Origin of the sequence: Curtobacterium sp. Leaf183 (genome assembly GCF_001424385.1) — a bacterium.
Lineage (GTDB): Bacteria > Actinomycetota > Actinomycetes > Actinomycetales > Microbacteriaceae > Curtobacterium.
The window spans coordinates 600,672-618,100 of the sequence record NZ_LMPO01000009.1; the positions used below are offsets into that span (position 1 = coordinate 600,672).

At 71.2% G+C, this 17,429-nt stretch carries 17 protein-coding genes; 2 read left to right on the forward strand and 15 right to left on the reverse strand.

The window, feature by feature from the left end; all coding sequences use genetic code 11:
* Positions 1–343 precede the first annotated feature (343 nt).
* From ASG04_RS13735 to hrcA, 12 genes are all read right to left on the reverse strand, one after another.
* Positions 344–1,741, reverse strand: a complete 1,398-nt coding sequence (locus ASG04_RS13735; RefSeq protein ID WP_056125357.1) for an ABC transporter permease — start codon at positions 1,739–1,741, stop codon at positions 344–346.
* Positions 1,738–2,490 carry an ABC transporter ATP-binding protein gene (locus ASG04_RS13740; RefSeq protein WP_056125359.1) on the reverse strand — a complete coding sequence of 251 codons (753 nt, stop codon included), beginning with the start codon at positions 2,488–2,490 and terminating at the stop codon, positions 1,738–1,740. The genes ASG04_RS13735 and ASG04_RS13740 overlap by 4 nt, the downstream gene beginning before the upstream one ends.
* 130 nt (positions 2,491–2,620) lie before the next feature.
* Positions 2,621–3,292, reverse strand: a complete 672-nt coding sequence (locus ASG04_RS13745) for a response regulator (protein ID WP_056125362.1) — start codon at positions 3,290–3,292, stop codon at positions 2,621–2,623.
* The gene (locus ASG04_RS13750) at positions 3,289–4,542 is read right to left on the reverse strand and encodes a sensor histidine kinase (RefSeq protein ID WP_200938516.1); all 1,254 of its coding nucleotides are present in this window, start codon (positions 4,540–4,542) and stop codon (positions 3,289–3,291) included. The genes ASG04_RS13745 and ASG04_RS13750 overlap by 4 nt, the downstream gene beginning before the upstream one ends.
* Positions 4,543–4,606: 64 nt before the next feature.
* Positions 4,607–5,530, reverse strand: coding sequence for a GTPase Era (era, locus tag ASG04_RS13755; RefSeq protein WP_056125369.1), 924 nt, complete (start codon positions 5,528–5,530; stop codon positions 4,607–4,609).
* Positions 5,527–6,858 (reverse strand): hemolysin family protein, encoded by a 1,332-nt coding sequence (locus ASG04_RS13760; protein WP_321164490.1) that lies wholly within the window; start codon positions 6,856–6,858, stop codon positions 5,527–5,529. Before ASG04_RS13760 ends, era begins: the two co-directional genes overlap by 4 nt.
* Positions 6,855–7,316 carry an rRNA maturation RNase YbeY gene (ybeY, locus tag ASG04_RS13765; protein ID WP_056125372.1) on the reverse strand — a complete coding sequence of 154 codons (462 nt, stop codon included), beginning with the start codon at positions 7,314–7,316 and terminating at the stop codon, positions 6,855–6,857. The genes ASG04_RS13760 and ybeY overlap by 4 nt, the downstream gene beginning before the upstream one ends.
* A complete protein-coding gene (locus ASG04_RS13770; protein ID WP_056125374.1) occupies positions 7,313–8,443 on the reverse strand; it encodes a PhoH family protein in 1,131 nt (376 codons plus the stop codon). Before ASG04_RS13770 ends, ybeY begins: the two co-directional genes overlap by 4 nt.
* On the reverse strand, positions 8,433–8,774 hold the full coding sequence (locus tag ASG04_RS13775; protein WP_056125376.1) for a histidine triad nucleotide-binding protein: 342 nt from the start codon (positions 8,772–8,774) through the stop codon (positions 8,433–8,435). The genes ASG04_RS13770 and ASG04_RS13775 overlap by 11 nt, the downstream gene beginning before the upstream one ends.
* 40 nt (positions 8,775–8,814) lie before the next feature.
* The gene (locus tag ASG04_RS13780) at positions 8,815–9,558 is read right to left on the reverse strand and encodes a 16S rRNA (uracil(1498)-N(3))-methyltransferase (RefSeq protein WP_056125378.1); all 744 of its coding nucleotides are present in this window, start codon (positions 9,556–9,558) and stop codon (positions 8,815–8,817) included.
* Positions 9,558–10,676, reverse strand: coding sequence for a molecular chaperone DnaJ (gene dnaJ, locus ASG04_RS13785; RefSeq protein WP_056125380.1), 1,119 nt, complete (start codon positions 10,674–10,676; stop codon positions 9,558–9,560). The genes ASG04_RS13780 and dnaJ overlap by 1 nt, the downstream gene beginning before the upstream one ends.
* Positions 10,677–10,799: 123 nt before the next feature.
* The gene (gene hrcA / locus ASG04_RS13790; RefSeq protein ID WP_056125382.1) at positions 10,800–11,822 is read right to left on the reverse strand and encodes a heat-inducible transcriptional repressor HrcA; all 1,023 of its coding nucleotides are present in this window, start codon (positions 11,820–11,822) and stop codon (positions 10,800–10,802) included.
* A 106-nt stretch (positions 11,823–11,928) separates the two neighbouring features.
* On the opposite strand from hrcA, the gene ASG04_RS13795 reads away from it, so the two are divergent.
* Positions 11,929–12,336 (forward strand): DUF4870 domain-containing protein, encoded by a 408-nt coding sequence (locus tag ASG04_RS13795; RefSeq protein ID WP_056125383.1) that lies wholly within the window; start codon positions 11,929–11,931, stop codon positions 12,334–12,336.
* Here ASG04_RS13795 and hemW read toward each other — a convergent pair.
* A complete protein-coding gene (gene hemW, locus ASG04_RS13800) occupies positions 12,333–13,565 on the reverse strand; it encodes a radical SAM family heme chaperone HemW (RefSeq protein ID WP_056125836.1) in 1,233 nt (410 codons plus the stop codon). The genes ASG04_RS13795 and hemW overlap by 4 nt on opposite strands.
* A gap of 28 nt (positions 13,566–13,593) precedes the next feature.
* Here hemW and ASG04_RS13805 point away from each other — a divergent pair, with 28 nt between their 5' ends.
* Positions 13,594–14,295, forward strand: coding sequence for an HAD family hydrolase (locus tag ASG04_RS13805; RefSeq protein WP_056125385.1), 702 nt, complete (start codon positions 13,594–13,596; stop codon positions 14,293–14,295).
* A gap of 7 nt (positions 14,296–14,302) precedes the next feature.
* Here ASG04_RS13805 and ASG04_RS13810 read toward each other — a convergent pair whose 3' ends face one another.
* Positions 14,303–14,950 (reverse strand): DUF1990 family protein, encoded by a 648-nt coding sequence (locus tag ASG04_RS13810; protein ID WP_056125388.1) that lies wholly within the window; start codon positions 14,948–14,950, stop codon positions 14,303–14,305.
* 316 nt (positions 14,951–15,266) lie between these two features.
* Positions 15,267–17,114 carry a translation elongation factor 4 gene (gene lepA / locus ASG04_RS13815; RefSeq protein WP_056125390.1) on the reverse strand — a complete coding sequence of 616 codons (1,848 nt, stop codon included), beginning with the start codon at positions 17,112–17,114 and terminating at the stop codon, positions 15,267–15,269.
* Between the last annotated feature and the right edge of the window lie 315 nt (positions 17,115–17,429).

Here is a 17,429-nt window from a genome sequence, read left to right on the forward strand (position 1 = left end):
GAGGAGGAGCGCCGAGTACATCGAGCCAACGGTAGCACCGGAGCTCGTGACTGTGACAGGGCGAGCGACGAGGGCCTTCCCGAGGTTCCACAATTCCGACATCTCGCGGGCCGACACGCTCGAGACCTGTCACCTCGATGGGCCTGAGCGGCGAGTCGCGGAACCTCGAGCACGTGGCGTGGTCAGAAGCGGCCGGTAGCGCAGCGGCCCGGACACGACACCGGTCCGCGCACCGACGACGAACGGGAGGCCCGGTGCCAGCTGGCACCGGGCCTCCCGTTCCTCATGCGGTCGCGTCACCGCCACTAGCCACCGCCACGCGCCGCGCGCCGCGCACCGCGGGTCAGTCGACCGCGAGTGCCTCGGTTGGCGGGACGCGCATGGCGCGGCGCACCGGGGCGACGGTCGCGGCGACGGCGAGGAGCAGCGCGCCGACGACCACGATGACGATGGTCATCGTGGGCAGGACCGGAGCTCCGACGGTGCCGAGCGTGCCGAGCAGGGTCTGCCCGCCCACCCAGCCGTAGAAGGTGCCGAGCACGAGCCCGGTCAGGACGGCCGCGACGACCATCTGGACCGCCTCGGTGATGATCATGCGCCGCACCTGGGCGCCCGTCAGGCCGAGGACGCGCAGCAGTCCGAGCTCACGACGCCGCTGCAGCACGCCGAGTGCCAGCGCGTTCACCACCCCGACGGCGGCGATGACGGCGGAGAACCCGACGATCACGCTGACGACGCCGTTGACCTGGAGGAAGAAGTCGCGCACGGCCTGCACCTGGTCGGCGCTGGCGCCCTGGACCTGCTTGCCGACCTCGGTCTCGAGCACGTGCTGCATCATCCCGAGCGCGACCGCGAACGTGACGAGCAGGGTGACGCCGATGACGAGCCCGATGGTGGCCCGTGCGGCACGACCGGGCGCGCGCAGGGCATTGCGCCCGGCGAGGAGCACGACCGGGTCCTTCGCGCCGATCTTGCCGATGAGTGCCAGGACCGGCGGCATCACGATCGTGGCACCGACGGCGACACCCGCGAAGGACACGAACCCGCCGAGTGCCGCGGGCAGCACGGCGACGGGCGTGGACCCGCTGAGGACCAGGCCCAGCAGCATGAGTGCACCACCACCGGCCATGAGCAGGATCGCCCAGACCTTGCGCGCCGTGCCGGACCGCAGGTCGTCGTGGCTCGGCTCGATGCTCGAGGACAGGGCCTCGAGCGGGGTCACGCTGAGGACGCGCTTGGAGCCGACGGCGAACGCGCCCCACGTCGCCAGCACCACGGCGACGATCGGCAGCACGAGCTGCCACGGCACCAGTGTGTACGACGTGTCCGGCAGGAACCCGTTGCTGCGCAGGACGGCGACGAACAACGCGCTCAGACCGGTGCCCGCGACGGCCCCGACGAGGCCGCCGATGACACCGACGACGAGCCCGGCGCGGGTGATGCGAGCACGCAGCGACGCTCCCGTGGCGCCGACCAGGCGCTGGAGTGCGATCACCCGGGTCTGCCCCGCGATGAGCGTCGCGCAGGTGTTGGCGGTGACGATCGCGCCGACGTAGAGCGCGATCCCGAGGAACAGCCACCCGATGACGTCGAGGATCGACTTCACCGCGGCGACGTCGCCGAACCCGGCGGCGCCGAGCGCTTCCGTGACGATGCCGGGTGCGATGACGAGGGCGGAGCCGAAGGTGGTGCCGAGGGCAGCCACCAGGATGGTGGGCCGGAAGTCGCGGACGGCGTTCACGCTGCGGCCTCCATCCCGAGCATCGTCGCGGAGATCTCGGCGGCGGACATCGCGGGGCGGTCCCCCACGATGCGGCCGTCGGCGAGGAACAGGATCCGGTCCGCGTTGGCGGCGGCGGAGGGGTCGTGCGTGACCATCACGACGCTCTGGCCCCACTCGGCCACGGCACCGCGCAGGATCGCCAGCACGTCGCGACCGGTCCGGGAGTCGAGCGCGCCGGTCGGTTCGTCCGCGACCACCACGGCCGGGCGCGAGGCGAGTGCCCGGGCGATGGCGACCCGCTGCTGCTGGCCGCCGGAGAGCTGGTGCGGGCGGTGCCCGAGCCGGTTGCCGAGCCCGAGCTGGTCGACCAGGCGGTCGATCCAGGCGGCCTCGTCCCGCGAGGGCTTGTGGCCGCCGAGCAGGAACGGCAGACGGATGTTCTCGCTGACGTCGAGGGTCGGGACGAGGTTGAACGACTGGAACACGAACCCGAGCCGGCGGCGGCGCAGTTCGGTGAGGTCCTTGTCACCGAGCTGCGTGATGTCGGTGCCGTCGATCGAGATCCGGCCGGTCGACACGGCGTCGAGACCGGCTGCGACGTGCATCAGCGTCGACTTGCCGGAACCCGACGGTCCCATGACCGCGGTGAACTCCCCCGCGCCGATGTCGACGCTGACGTCGTCGAGCGCGGTGACCCGGCGCGCGGCGTCGCCGTAGTGCTTGGACACGTGGTCGAGGCGGATGATCGGAGCGTGGCTGGTGGTCATGGGTCAACCCTCGCCCGCTGGAGGCTCCTGGCGCGTCGGCCGGTCGTCTCCTGTGGATGGACCGATCGGTGCACGTCCCAGTGGAGGACTCATCCTGCGGGATGACAGCAGCGCCGGCGCGCCGCCGGGTTCAGTCCCGGGTGACGAGCCCGTGCTCGTGTGCGAACACGACCAACCGGACGCGGTCGCGCAGCCCGAGCTTCGTCAGCACGCGGGACACGTGCGTCTTCACCGTGGCCTCGCTGACGAACTCGTGCTGGGCGATCTCGCTGTTGCTGAAACCCCGCGCGGCGAGGTCGAAGATCTCGCGCTCCCGCGGGGTCAGGTCGTCCACGGCGGCGGGGACGTTGGCGGCTCGTTCGGCCGAGTCGTCGTACCGGCGGAGGAGCTCGCGGGTGGCGGACGCCGCGAACACGGCGGTGCCCGCGTGCACCGTGCGGACCGCTGCCAGCAGGAACTCGGGGTCGGCGTCCTTGAGCACGAAGCCGCTCGCGCCGGCCCGGATCGCCTTGGCAGCTGCCTCGTCGAAGTCGAACGTGGTGAGGACCAGGACCTTCGCACCGTCGGGACCCGCGTCCTCGACGATCTTGGCGGTCGCGGAGATGCCGTCCATCACGGGCATCCGGACGTCCATCAGGACCACGTCCGGGCGGTGGCGGCGGACGAGCTCGACGCCCTCGGCACCGTCGCCCGCTTCACCCACGAACTGCAGGTCCGGCTGGGAGTCGATGAGCATCCGGATGCCGGTGCGGAACAGCGCCTGGTCGTCGACGAGCGCGACGCGGATGGGGTTGGCGGTCATCGGGCGGTTCGCTCCTGGTCGGTCGGGGTGAAGAGCCCGCGTGGCATCTGCCCGCTGGCGGGGTGCGACGGCATCCGGACGGCCACCGCGAAGTCGTCACCGCGCGGTCCCGCGGTCATGCTGCCCCCGGACATGGTGGCACGCTCGCGCATCCCGACCAGGCCGTGGCCCGTGCCGGGTCCCGCGCGGCCGTCGTCGGCGCGCCGGTTCACCACGTCGATCTCGACGGTGTCCGGGCGGTAGGTCAGGGTCGTGTGCACAGGCGTGCCCTGTTCGCCGTGCTTGTACGCGTTCGTCAGGCTCTCCTGGACGATGCGGTAGACCGCGAGCTGCGTCGAGGTGGGCAGCGACGAGGGGTCCCCGCGCCGCTCGACCCGCACGTCGACGCCGACGTCCCGCATCTCGTGGACGAGCCGCTCGATGTCGTCGACGTCCGGGGTCGGTGTGGTCCCCTGCTCGTGACGGAGTGCGCCGAGCAGCTCGCGCACGTCGCCGAGGGCACGTCGTGCCGTGCCGGAGATGGTGCCGAGTGCCTGGTCGGCGATGGCCGGGTCGGCCTTCAGCGCGTACCGTGCGCCGTCGGCCTGGGCGATCACGACGGCGAGGGAGTGCGCGACGATGTCGTGCATGTCGCGGGCGATGCGGACCCGCTCCTGTTCGACGGCCACGGCGCGGTCGGCGCGCGCGGCGTCACGCTCGGCGAGCAGCTGGGCCTCGCGGCTCATCCTGGCCGTCTGCCGCGTGCGGGCGACGACGCCGCCGAGCCACGGGAGGAGCAGCACGGCGAGCACCACCGCGAACACCCCGACGGTGAGCGTCCACGACTCCGGTCCGGCGCCGTACATCGTCTCGCCCTGCGACCGGGTGGCGAAGTCGGTGATGCCGTAGTAGCCGGCCGCGACGACGGCCCCGGTGATGGCCGAGACCAGGCCGTACAGGCGCACCCGCCGGCTGCCGTACGCACTCGTGGTGTACAGCACGCCGCCGATGAACAGGTCGGCCGGGAACACGCTGCTCGACCCGAGCACCTGCATGGTCACCATCTGCACGACGGCGAACACCCAGGCGATCGTCAACGCCAGCCCGGGCGACAGGCGACGGAGCGCGAGTGCCGCGGTGAGCCCCACGATGACCACGTAGCTGCTCAGGTCGTCGATGCCGCGCGCGGACGACGCCGCGACGAGCAGCCCGAGCGCGCCGGCGATCACCAGGTCGGCGATGACCTGCGCGCGCAGCATGGGACGGAACACCCGTCCACGGTACGTCGAGCCCGTCATGTGCGCGTCGTTCGCCGGGATGACGCGCGGTGGACGCTCAGAACCCGAGCCGACCCAGCTGCTTCGGGTCACGCTGCCACTCCTTGGCGACCTTGACGCGGATGTTCAGGTACACGTGGCGCCCGCCGAGCAGCGATTCGATCTCGACCCGCGCGCGGGTGCCGACGTCCTTCAGGCGCTCGCCCTTGTGTCCGATGACGATGGACTTCTGGCTGTCCCGCTCGACGAACAGGTTCGCGAAGATGCGCAGCGGGCCGTTCGGGTCGTCGTCCGGGTCCGGCTCGACCATGTCCTCGATCATGACCGCGAGCGAGTGCGGGAGCTCGTCGCGGACCCCCTCGAGCGCGGCTTCGCGGATGAGCTCCGAGATGCGTTCCTCGCTCGTCTCCTCGGTGATCGCGTCGGCGCCGTAGAGCGGCGGCGACTCGGGGAGCATCGACGTGATCTCGGTGAGCAGCGCCTCGAGCTGCGTGCCCTGGGTGCCCGAGGTGGGCACGATCGCGTCCCATTCGCGCAGCGCCGACACGGCGAGGAGCTGCTCGGCGATCTTCTCCTTGCCGGCGCGGTCGACCTTCGTGACGATCGCGATCTTCTTCGCACGCGGGAAGTGGTCGAGCGTCTCGTTGATGAACCGGTCGCCCGGGCCGATCGGTTCGTTGGCCGGCACGCAGAACCCGATCACGTCGACGTCACCGAGCGTGGACTGCACCAGGTCGTTCAGCCGTTCGCCGAGCAGGGTGCGCGGACGGTGCACACCGGGGGTGTCGACGATGATGACCTGGCCGTCGGGACGGTGCACGATGCCGCGGATCGCGCGCCGCGTGGTCTGCGGCTTCGACGAGGTGATCGCGACCTTCTCGCCGACGAGCGCGTTGGTCAGCGTCGACTTGCCGACGTTCGGCCGGCCGACGAACGAGACGAAGCCCGCGCGGTAGGTGGGGGTCTGCTCGGTGTCGCTCATGCGTGGGTGGTTCCCGTCGTGGTGGATGCGGTGTCGTCGAACGCCTGCTCGGCGCCGGCGAGGGCGTCGGTGCGTTCGGCGAGCACGGAGATGAGGTGTCGGCGCTTGCCTTCGACCCGGTCGGCGGTCAGCACCACGCCGGACACGGACACGGACTCCCCCGCCGTCGCCAGGTGGCCGAGCTCCTTGGTGAGCAGGCCACCCGCGGTGTCGACGTCGTCGTCGTCGAGGTCGACGCCGAACAGGTCGCCGAGGTCGTCGATCGGCATGCGCGCCGAGACGCGCCACACGCCGTCGGAGACCTCGACGCGGTCGATCACGGTGCGGTCGTACTCGTCCGAGATGTCGCCGACCAGTTCCTCGATGAGGTCCTCCATCGTGACCAGCCCGGCGACCCCGCCGTACTCGTCGACGACGAGCACGAGGTGGTTCTTGGCAGCCTGCATGTGCCGCAGGGTCTCGTCGGCGTGCTTCGACTCCGGGACGAACTCGGCCGGGCGCAGCAGCGAGGTGACCACGCGCCCGCCGGCGTCCTTGCTCTCGTGGAGGGCGCGGGCCAGGTCGCGCAGGTACACCACGCCCAGGACGTCGTCGCTGTCGCGACCCGTCACGGGCATGCGGGAGACGCCCGTGGCGAGGAACTGCTCCATGACGGCGGACAGCGTGTGCGCGGCGTCGGCGGTCACCATGTCCGTGCGCGGCACCATCACCTCGCGCACGAGGGTGTCGCTGAACTCGAACACCGAGTGGATGAGCTCGCGGTCGTCCGCCTCGAGCACGTTGCTCTCGGTCGCCTCGTCGACGAGCGAGAGCAGCTGCTCCTCGCTCGAGACGCTCGACGTGCTGCCGTTGCGCCCCGGTGTCACCCGGTCGCCGATCACGACGAGCAGGTCGGCCAGCGGCCCCAGGACGATGCGGACCCCGTGCACCAGCCCGCCGGTCGCCCCGACCAGGCGGTCCGCGTGGGCACGACCGACGCTGCGGGGACTGGACCCGACGAGCACGAAGGACACCGCGGTCATGATCGCCGCGGACACGACGAGCGCGACCCACCAGGTGTCGAGGACGGTGAACAACGCGATGGTCACCAGCACCGCGGCCGCGGTCTCGGCGAGCACGCGGAAGAAGTTGAGGGCGTTGACGTGGGCACCGACGTCGTCGGCGATCGCCTCGATCGCACGGCGGCGCTGGTGTCCGCGGGCGATCTCGTCGAGGTCGGCACGCGACAGCACCCCGAGGGCACTGTCGGACGCGGCGAGCAGACCGCCGAGGACGACGAGCACGAACGCCACCGCGAGCAGGACGGCGACGAGCAGCACTGCGGTCACCGCCCCCGACGCTGGGCGGCGAAGGCGGTCAGGATCTCCCCCTGCAGCCCGAACATCTCGGCCTTCTCGTCCGGCTCGGCGTGGTCGAACCCGAGCAGGTGCAGGATGCCGTGGCACGTGAGCAGGAGGAGTTCGTCGGTCGTCGAGTGACCGGCCGTGGCGGCCTGGGCCTCGGCGACCTGCGGGCAGAGCACGATGTCCCCGAGGAGTCCGGCGGGCGTCGGGTCGTCCTCGGTGCCGGGACGGAGCTCGTCCATCGGGAAGCTCAGGACGTCCGTGGGCCCCGGTTCGTCCATCCACCGGATGTGCAGCTGCTCCATCGCGCCCTCGTCGACGAGCACGATGGCGAGCTCGGCGTCGGCGTGCACGTGCATCGCGTCGAGCGCGAACGCAGCCAGCCGCTGCACCGCGTCGTCGTCGATGGCGACACCGGACTCGTTGTTGAGTTCGATGCTCACCGGGTGCCTCCTCGGGCGTCGTTCTGGGGGTACGGACCGCTCTGACGGTCCTGCGGCGCGTGCCCGCGACGCTCGGCGCGGTTCGCGCCGCCCGGGTTCGGCGTCGGGGCGGTCCCCCGGCCACCGGGGCGATGACCGGCCTGTTCCGCCAGACGCTGTTCGTCGTAGACCGTGTAGGCGTCGACGATGCGCCCGACGAGCGTGTGCCGGACCACGTCCTCGCTGCCGAGCCGGGCGAAGTGGATGTCCTGCACCTCGGAGAGGATCTGCGTGACGAGTCGGAGCCCCGAGAGGTTGCCCGGCAGGTCGACCTGTGTGATGTCACCCGTGACGACCATCTTCGACCCGAAGCCGAGTCGCGTCAGGAACATCTTCATCTGCTCGGGCGTGGTGTTCTGCGCTTCGTCGAGGACGACGAACGAGTCGTTCAGCGTGCGACCGCGCATGTACGCCAGAGGAGCCACCTCGACCGTGCCCGCCGCGAGCAGCTTCGGCACGAGCTCGGGGTCCATCATCTCGTTGAGCGCGTCGTACAGGGGCCGCAGGTACGGGTCGATCTTGTCGGTCAGCGTGCCGGGCAGGAAGCCGAGGCGCTCGCCCGCTTCGACCGCGGGCCGGGTCAGGATGATGCGGGTGACCTCGCGCCGCTGCAGGGCCTGCACCGCCTTCGCCATCGCCAGGTACGTCTTGCCGGTGCCGGCGGGACCGATGCCGAACGTGATGGTGTTCACGTCGATGGCGTCGACGTAGCGGCGCTGCCCGTCGGTCTTGGGACGCACGGACTTGTTGCGGCTGGACACGATCGGCGCACCGAAGACGTCGGCGGGGCTGCGCGCCTCGTCGATGATCCGGGCCGAGGTCGGGATGTCGCCCTGCCCGATGTCCTGTCCGCGCTTGACCATGCCGACGAGCTCGTCGACGAGCGCGCGGGCTCGGGCGACGTCGCGCTCCGGCCCCGTGAGGGTGACCTCGTTGCCGCGGACCAGGACCCGGACGCCCGGGTACTGGCGTTCGACGGTCTTCAGCAGTCGGTCCTGGGGGCCGAGCAACTGGACCATCGCGATCCCGTCGACACTGAGTTCCGAGACGGCTTCCGTCTCGGTGGGTGCGGTTTCGTCAGCTGGCAAGGGTGCCTTCCTGCAGGTCGCCTGCGAGTACGTGCGCGTGCACGTGGAACACGGTCTGTCCGGCGGATTCGCCGGTGTTGAAGACGAGACGGTACTGGCCGCCGGCACGCTCGTCGGCGATGCGTTGCGCGGTGGCCACCATGTGGGCGAGGAGTCCGGGGTCCCCGGCGGCCAACTCGGTCACGTTGGCGTAGTCCTCGGTCTTTGGGACGACCAGCACGTGTACGGGGGCCTTCGGGGCGATGTCCTCGAACGCGATGACGCGGTCGTCCTCGGTGACGACGGTCGCCGGGATCTCGCGCGCGATGATCTTCGAGAAGACGCTGCTCATGGACCCATCGTAGGACGCGCCACTGACCGGCACACCGAGTTCACCAGCGCCCCAGCCGCGACTGCAGCACCGCGAGCGCCGCGGGGCCGGCGGTGGACGTCCGCAGCACGGTGTCGCCCAGACGGACTCGGACGGCCCCGGCTGCGGACAGCCGGTCGAGCTCCGAGGCGTCGATGCCGCCCTCGGGTCCGACGACCAGCGCGATCGAGGTGGCGTCCGCCGGTGGTTCCCACGTCGCGAGCCGCTCGGTGGCGGTCGGGTCGAGGACCAGGACCACGACGCCGGCGGACGGCGCTGTGGTCGCGGCGATCGCGGTCGTCGTCACCGGGTCCGACACCGACGGCACGCGCGACCGGATGGCCTGTTTCGCCGCCTCGTGCGCGATGGCCTGCCACCGGGCCCGGCCCTTCGCGACCTTCGCGCCCTCCCACCGTGAGACACTCCGGGCCGCTGCCCACGGCACGACGTGGTCGACACCGATCTCGGTCGCCGCCTGCACGGCCATCTCGTCGCGACCGCCCTTGGCGAGCGCCTGCACGAGCGTCAGCGACGGCACGGGGACGGGCGAGGTGGTGATCGTCGCGACGGTGAGCACGAGTGCGTCGCGGTCGACGGACTCGACCGGCCCGACGACGACGGTGCCCCGGCCGTCGGACAGCCGGAGCGTCTCGCCGACCCGCACGCGCGACACCGTGACGGCATGCCGGCCCTCGGGTCCGTCGAGGGCGACGGACCCGCCGACCGTCACGCCGTCGAGCGAGTCGACCAGGTAGAGCGACGCCATCAGAAGTTGAAGAAGCGGTCGCGCAGCTTGCCGAACATGCCCTGTTGGAAGCGGGCGAGCTGCGGCGGCGACGCCTTGTGCGACTTGGCGAGCTGTTCGACCAGGCCACGCTCCTTGTGCGAGAGCTTTGTGGGGGTGACGACCTGCACGCCGACCCGGAGGTCGCCACGGCCGCTCCCGCGCAGCTTCGTCACACCGCGGTCCTTGAGCACGAGCACGTCGGCGCTCTGCACGCCCGGGCGGATCTCGAGCTGGACCGGACCGTCGAGCCCGTCGATCGTGGTGGTGGTGCCGAGGACGGCGTCGGTCATCGCGACCTCGAGGGTGGCGAGCAGGTCGTCCCCGTCGCGACTGAAGACGTCGTGGTGCCGCACGCGGATCTCGAGGTACAGGTCACCAGCGGGACCGCCCGCGGGACCGACCTCGCCCTGACCGGGCATCTGCAGCCGCAGACCGGAGTCGACGCCGGCGGGCACGTCGACGGGGACGGTCCGACGTGCGCGGACGCGCCCCTGGCCCTGGCACGTCGGGCACGGGTTGGGGATGACGGTGCCGTGTCCGCGGCAGGTGCCGCACGGGGCGCTCGTCACCACGTTGCCGAGGAGCGAGCGGACCTGGCGCTGGATGTGCCCGGTCCCGCCGCAGATGTCACACGTGCGAGGGCTGGTGCCGGGAGCGCAGCAGGAACCGCCGCACGTCTCGCAGAGCACGGCCGTGTCGACCTCGACGTCCTTGTGGGTGCCGAAGACGACCTCGTCCAGGTCGACCTCGATGCGGAGCAGGGCGTCCTGCCCGCGCTCGGCGCGGCTGCGGGGACCGTTGCCACGGCCACCACCACCCCCACCACCACCGAAGAAGGCGTCGAAGATGTCGCTGAACCCACCCGCGCCACCGCCGCCGAACGGGCTGTCGGCCGAGGGGCCGGCGTCGTAGCGGCGTCGCTGCTCGGGATCGCTCAGCACGTCGTACGCGTGCGTCACGTCCTTGAAGCGCTCGGCTGCGTCGGGGCTCGGGTTCACGTCGGGGTGGAGCTCGCGCGCGAGTCGGCGGTACGCCTTCTTGATGTCGGCGTCGGCCGCGTCGCGCGGGACACCGAGGACGTCGTAGTGGTCTGCCACGTGTTCCTCAGGAGGTTTCGTCGGTGGTGTGGATGGATCGGTCTGGAGGCCCGGGGTGCGTCCGGACAGCCTGGTGCGTCGTCGGGGTGGCGCGCACCGAGGCGGCGGACACCGGGGCGGTCGTCAATTCTCCCCGAGCAGTCTGGACAGGTACCGCGCGACCGCGCGGACCGCGGCCATGTTCGACCCGTAGTCCATGCGGGTCGGCCCGAGGACGCCCAGTCGGGCGACCTCGCCGCCGGCCGCGACGTACCCGCCGGCGACGATGCTGGTGGCGTCGAGGCCGTACTCGGCGTTCTCGACGCCGATGCGCGCGGTGACCGCGGCATCGTCGAGCTGCATCTCCCCGAACAGCCGGAGCAGGGTCACCTGTTCCTCGATCGCCTCGAGCACCGGGAAGAGGCCACCGGAGAAGTCCGACTCGCTCTTCGCCAGGTTCGCGGCGCCCGCCATCAACAGGCGATCCTGCCGGTTGGCGGCGACCTGGTCGATCAGCGTCGCCACGACGACCCCGGCGAGGGTCTGGGACTCGGGACGGATCTGCGCCGGGATCGCACGGAGCGCCCGGGGGACGTCGTGCAGCAGCAGTCCGACGGTCGCACCGTTGAGCACGGTGCGGAGCTCGACCAGTGCGGACTCGTCGAGGTCGACGTCGGTCTCGACCACGCGCTGCTCGACCCGGGCCGTGTCGGTGATCAGGACGACCATGAGGCGGGTGTCGCCGAGCCGGACCAGCTCGACGTGCTGGACCCGCGCGCGGACCATCGACGGGTACTGCACGAGCGCGACCTGGTTCGTCAGCTGGCTGAGCAGCCGGACCGTGCGGCTCAGGACGTCGTCGAGGTCGTTCGACGCCCCGAGGAAGGTCTCGATCGCCTGCCGCTGCGCGCTGGTCAACGGACGGGCGGCAGCCAGGTGGTCGACGAAGAGCCGGTAGCCCTTGTCGGTCGGCACCCGGCCGGACGACGTGTGCGGCGCGATGATGAGCTGCTCGTCCTCGAGCAGGGCCATGTCGTTGCGGATCGTCGCTGCGCTGACGCCGAACGCGTGGCGCTCGACGATGGTCTTGGACCCGACGGGCTCGCGCGAGGCGACGTAGTCCCGCACGATGGCCTTGAGGACTTCGAGGGAGCGTTCACTGACCACCGGGACCCCTTCCTGTCGCACTGGCACTCGGACGTGTCGAGTGCTGATCCTACGCCCGGGCACCGACGTCAGGCACTTCTGCGCACCGTGCCGATACGCTCTGGGCATGAGCTACGGACAGCCGCCGAACGGACCCCAGGGCTACGGACAGCAGCCCGGCGGGCCCCAGTACCAGCCGCCCCGGCCGATGTCGCCCGAGGACCAGCGCCTCTGGGCCACGCTGACGCACATCGGCGGCATCTTCTTCAACTTCATCGTGCCGCTCGTCGCCTACGTCGTGCTGCGTGACCGAGGGCAGTTCGTCCGTGAGCACACCCGCCAGGCACTGAACTTCCACATCACCGTCGCGATCGCGAGCTTCGTCTCGGGCCTGCTGACGGTCGTGCTGATCGGGTTCGTCCTGCTGCCCGTCATCGGCGTGCTCGTGGTCGTCTTCGCGATCATGGCTGCCGTCGCCGCGAACCAGGGTCGGTTCTACCAGTACCCGCTCACGTTCCAGTTCATCAAGGCCTAGTCGAGCAGCTCGCGCACCACCGCGTCCGCGAGCAACCGGCCCCGGAGCGTCAGGTCCAGGCGCCCCGCCGTGCCGGGCGTGCCGAGGGCACTGCGGCCGTCCACGAGACCGCGTGCGATGAGTCCCGCCACCCGGCCACGGGCCTCCTGGCGGAGCTCGGACGTCGTGAGCTCCCCGCGCACGCGTGCCGCGAGCAGCACGCGCTCGACGTACCGGGTCTCGTCGTCGATGGTCTCGCGACCGGCGGCCGGGGACTCGGCAGCCAGCACCCGGGCGGCGTACGCCGCGGGGTGCTTGACGTTCCACCAGCGGGTGCCGGCGACGCTCGAGTGCGCGCCGGGTCCGACACCCCACCAGTCGTGGCCCTTCCAGTACGACAGGTTGTGCCGACTGGCCTGGGCATCGCCGCGCGCCCAGTTCGAGACCTCGTACCAGCCGTAGCCCGCCTCGCCCAGGACCCGGTCGGCCAGCTCGTACATGTCGGCGGCCAGGTCGTCGTCCGGTGCCGGCAGCTCGCCCCGGGACACCGCGCGGCCCATCGCGGTGCCGTCCTCGACGATGAGCGAGTAGGCCGAGACGTGGTCCGGCTCACACGCGATCGCGGCGTCCAGTGACGTCCGCCAGTCGTCGAGGGACTCCCCCGGGGTCGAGTAGATCAGGTCGAGCGAGACGTCGAGGCCCTGCTGCTTGGCCAGGTCCACGACGATCGGCACGCGCTCGGGGTCGTGGGTGCGGTCGAGGGTGGCGAGCACGTGCGGCACCGCCGACTGCATGCCGAAGCTCATCCGGTTGAACCCGCCGGCGCGGAGCGTCTCGAGCGAGGACGCGTCGACCGAGTCGGGGTTCGCCTCGGTGGTGATCTCGGCCCCGGGCAGGATGCCCCACGTGTCGTCGACGGCCCGGAGGATCATCGCTAAGTCGCTCGCCGGCAGCATCGTCGGGGTGCCGCCACCGAAGAACACGGTGGAGACGGGCCGGCGCGGGACACCGGACCGGTCGAGCACCTGCGCCGCCCACTGGATCTCGCGCACCGCGTGCCCGGCGTAGTCGTCACGGCGGACCCCGCGCAGCTCGGAGGCCGTGTACGTGTTGAAGTCGCAGTACCCGCAGCGCACCCGACAGAAGGGCACGTGCACGTACACGCCGAAGGGGACGTCGCCCGCGTCAGCCCGCGGTGTGAGGAGTCCGTCCGCGGGTGCCGGGTCAGCGATCGGGAGAGCACTCGGCATGGACTCCATTGTCCGCCATGATGGAGCCATGGAGCACCACACCGTCCCGACCACGGTGCTGTGGGACATCGACGGCACCCTCGTCCGCAACGCGACCTCGCCGGGCAACCTCTACCACCTGGCCCTCGAGCGCGCCATCGGCCGGGACCTCCCTCAGCTCGTCGGGCACCAGCACGGCCGGACCGACGCCGGCATCATCGCCGAGCACGTCCGCGCCCACGACCTGGGCGACGAGGTCATCCCGGTCGTCAGCCGACACCTGCGCGACCTGTCCGAGGAACGACACCGCTCGGGCGAGCACCGGGTCGCCGCTCCGGGCGCAACCGCACTCGTCGCCCGCTTCGGCACGCTCGGGTGGCGGAACGGCCTGCTCACCGGCAACTCGGCGTACCGGGCGCGGGTCAAGCTCGCCGGTGCGGGCTTCGACGTCGACGCCTTCGACTGGGACCACTCGTACTTCGGCGACGAGGCGGTCGAGCGCTCCGGCGTCACCGCCCTCGCGGCCGCCGCCCTGGCCGGTACCCGCGCCGTGATCGTCGGCGACACCCCCCGCGACGGTGAGGCCGCGGACGCCGCGGGCATCCCGTTCCTCGCCGTCGCGACCGGGGTCTACGACGTCGACGCGCTCCGCCACACCAACGCCGTCGCGATCGCCCGGGACTGCGTGTCCGACGCGCCGCTCATCGAGGACGCCATCGCGGCGCTGCCACCGCTGCGACACGAGGACTGACCGCGGACTAGTCCCCGCGCAGCGCCGTCAGGTACTTCTCTGCCATGACACGCTGCTGACGACGGAGCAGCGGCGCGACGAAGCGCCACTTCGCGCTGGCCGGCTGCGAGAACTGCCGGATCTGCAGCCACACCGAGCCGTCGGCGGTGCGCTCGACGACGAAGGACTCCTCGCCCGACAGGGGGTGCCCCTCGAGCGTGCCGTAGGCGAAGCCCTTGCGGTCGGCTTCGTCGATGACCGACACGACGCGCACCGGCGCGTGGACCGTCTGCCCGAACGCGTGCATCGTCAGCACGGCGCTGGTGCCTGCGGTGACGAGCGGGGTGCCGTCGGCCGAGAACTGCTCGACGCGCGGCGTGCCGATCGAGGCCGGTCGGATCGGCACCCCCTGGTCGTCGAAGGTCACCGGGTTGTAGCGGACCTCGTCGTCGTCGGGCGCCTGGTCGACGCGGACCCCGATGCCGCTGCGCTCCTGGATCTGCCACGTGAGCGCCTGGGTCACCGCGGTCTCGAACCGCTGGTCGCCGTGGCCGATCCGGGCCCGGGATTCGGCCGGCGTGAAGCCCTCGGGCGGGTACGTCATGAGGTCCGGCGCCTGCGTCGCACCGACCGCTCCGTAGGTCAGGGCGGTCAGGTACCCTCCGCGGCTGCTCATGACGCAATCGTATCGGGGCGCGCGGACGTCGACGAACCAGGGCGGCGCACCGCCGGTGCACACCGCACTGGAGGCCCGGGGCCGTCGCGGACGCGTCCGTCGTGGGCAGCGTGCGTACCTCCACGACGCCCGTCCGGTGGTCCGCCGAGCGCTGCATGCGGGCAGCGGCGCGCTCGTGGTCGTCGTGACGACTGTGGGCGACGTCAGCGCGGCCGTGGACGTGCGCGTGCTGCGGACCGGGGCGGTGGGACCGGCCGCGGCGAGCCTCCCGGCGGTCTGCCCGACGGTCCTGCGCGCCCGGTCGCGCCGCTGGGACCTACTTCTTCTTCTCCTCGACGTCACCCGACAGCGCGGCGATGAAGGCTTCCTGCGGGACCTCGACGCGACCGATGGTCTTCATGCGCTTCTTGCCCTCCTTCTGCTTCTCGAGGAGCTTGCGCTTGCGGGTGATGTCACCGCCGTAGCACTTCGCGAGGACGTCCTTGCGCATCGCGCGGATGCTCTCGCGCGCGATGATCCGCGCGCCGATCGCGGCCTGGATCGGGACCTCGAACTGCTGGCGCGGGATGAGCTTGCGCAGACGCTCGGTCATCAGCGTGCCGTACGCGTACGCCTTGTCGCGGTGGACGATGGCGCTGAACGCGTCGACCTGGTCGCCCTGCAGCAGGATGTCGACCTTGACGAGGTCGGCCGCCTGGTCGCCGACCGGCTCGTAGTCCAGGCTGGCGTAGCCCTGCGTCTTGCTCTTGAGCTGGTCGAAGAAGTCGAACACGATCTCGCCGAGCGGGATCTGGTAGCGGATCTCGACACGGTCCTCGCCGAGGTACTCCATGCCGAGCAGGGAGCCGCGGCGCTGCTGGCAGAGCTCCATGATCGCCCCGACGTAGTCCTTCGGCGCCAGGATCGCGGCGCGGACCATGGGCTCACGGACCTCGACGATGCGCCCGGTCGGGAACTCGGAGGGGTTCGTGACCTCGGTGACCGAGTTGTCCTCGGTGGTGACCTCGTAGATGACGCTCGGGGCCGTGGTGATGAGGTCGAGCCCGAACTCGCGGGACAGGCGCTCGGTGATGATCTCGAGGTGCAGCAGCCCGAGGAACCCGCAGCGGAACCCGAAGCCGAGCGCGACCGAGGTCTCGGGTTCGTAGACGAGCGCCGCATCGGAGAGCTTGAGCTTGTCGAGCGCTTCACGGAGGTCCGGGTAGTCCGAGCCGTCGATCGGGTACAGGCCCGAGAACACCATGGGCTTCGGGTCGGTGTAGCCGGGCAGGGCCTCGGTCGCCGGCCGCTGCGCACTCGTGACGGTGTCGCCGACCTTGGACAGGCGGACGTCCTTCACGCCGGTGATGAGGTAGCCGACCTCGCCGACCGACAGGCCCTTCGTCGGGCTCGGCTCGGGGCTCGACACCCCGATCTCGAGGATCTCGTGCGTCGACTTGGTCGACATCATCTGGACCTTCTCGCGCGGGGCGATCGAGCCGTCGATCATGCGGATGTAGGTCACGACGCCGCGGTAGCTGTCGTAGACCGAGTCGAAGATCATCGCGCGGGGCGCGGCGTCGACACGACCGACGGGTGCCGGCACCGTGCGGACGACGAGGTCGAGGAGCTCCGGCACGCCGACACCGGTCTTGCCCGACACCCGGAGGACGTCCTCGGGCTTGCCGCCGATCAGCTGCGCGAGCTCGGCCGCGTACTTGTCCGGGTCAGCGGCGGGCAGGTCGATCTTGTTGAGGACCGGGATGATCTGCAGGTCGTTCTCGAGCGCCAGGTACAGGTTGGCCAGCGTCTGGGCCTCGATGCCCTGGGCGGCGTCGACCAGCAGGATCGCGCCCTCGCACGCCGCCAGCGACCGGGACACCTCGTACGAGAAGTCGACGTGCCCGGGCGTGTCGATCATGTTCAGCGCGTAGGTCGCACCGTCGAGCTCCCACGGCATCCGGACGGCCTGCGACTTGATCGTGATGCCGCGTTCGCGCTCGATGTCCATCCGGTCGAGGTACTGCGCGCGCATCGCCCGGTCCTCGACGATGCCGGTGATCGACAGCATGCGGTCGGCCAGCGTCGACTTGCCGTGGTCGATGTGCGCGATGATGCAGAAGTTGCGGATCGCCTCGGCCGGAGTCGCGGCGGGCTCGAGCGGAGCGGATGCTTGTGGGCTCACGGTTCCTCAGGTGGGTCGGACGGTCGGACGATTGTCCCACGGTTGCGCGGGCATCGGTGTCCCGGCGCCCGCTCGACGGGTGCACCGAGGATCGTGGACGTCCCTCGGCGACCGAGCGGGGCGCTCCCGCGGTGCGGGAGCGCCCCGCTGTCATGGCGCCTGCTGCGTGGGCCGCGGTGTCAGCTGGTGCTCGTCGGGGTCACGGCTGCGGCGTGAGCGGGAACACGTCCGTGGTCGACGTGGTGCCGTCCTCGCGGTGCTGGGTGGCGGTGAGGTCGTACGACACGTTGCTGAACTTGCGGATGATGTTCCAGT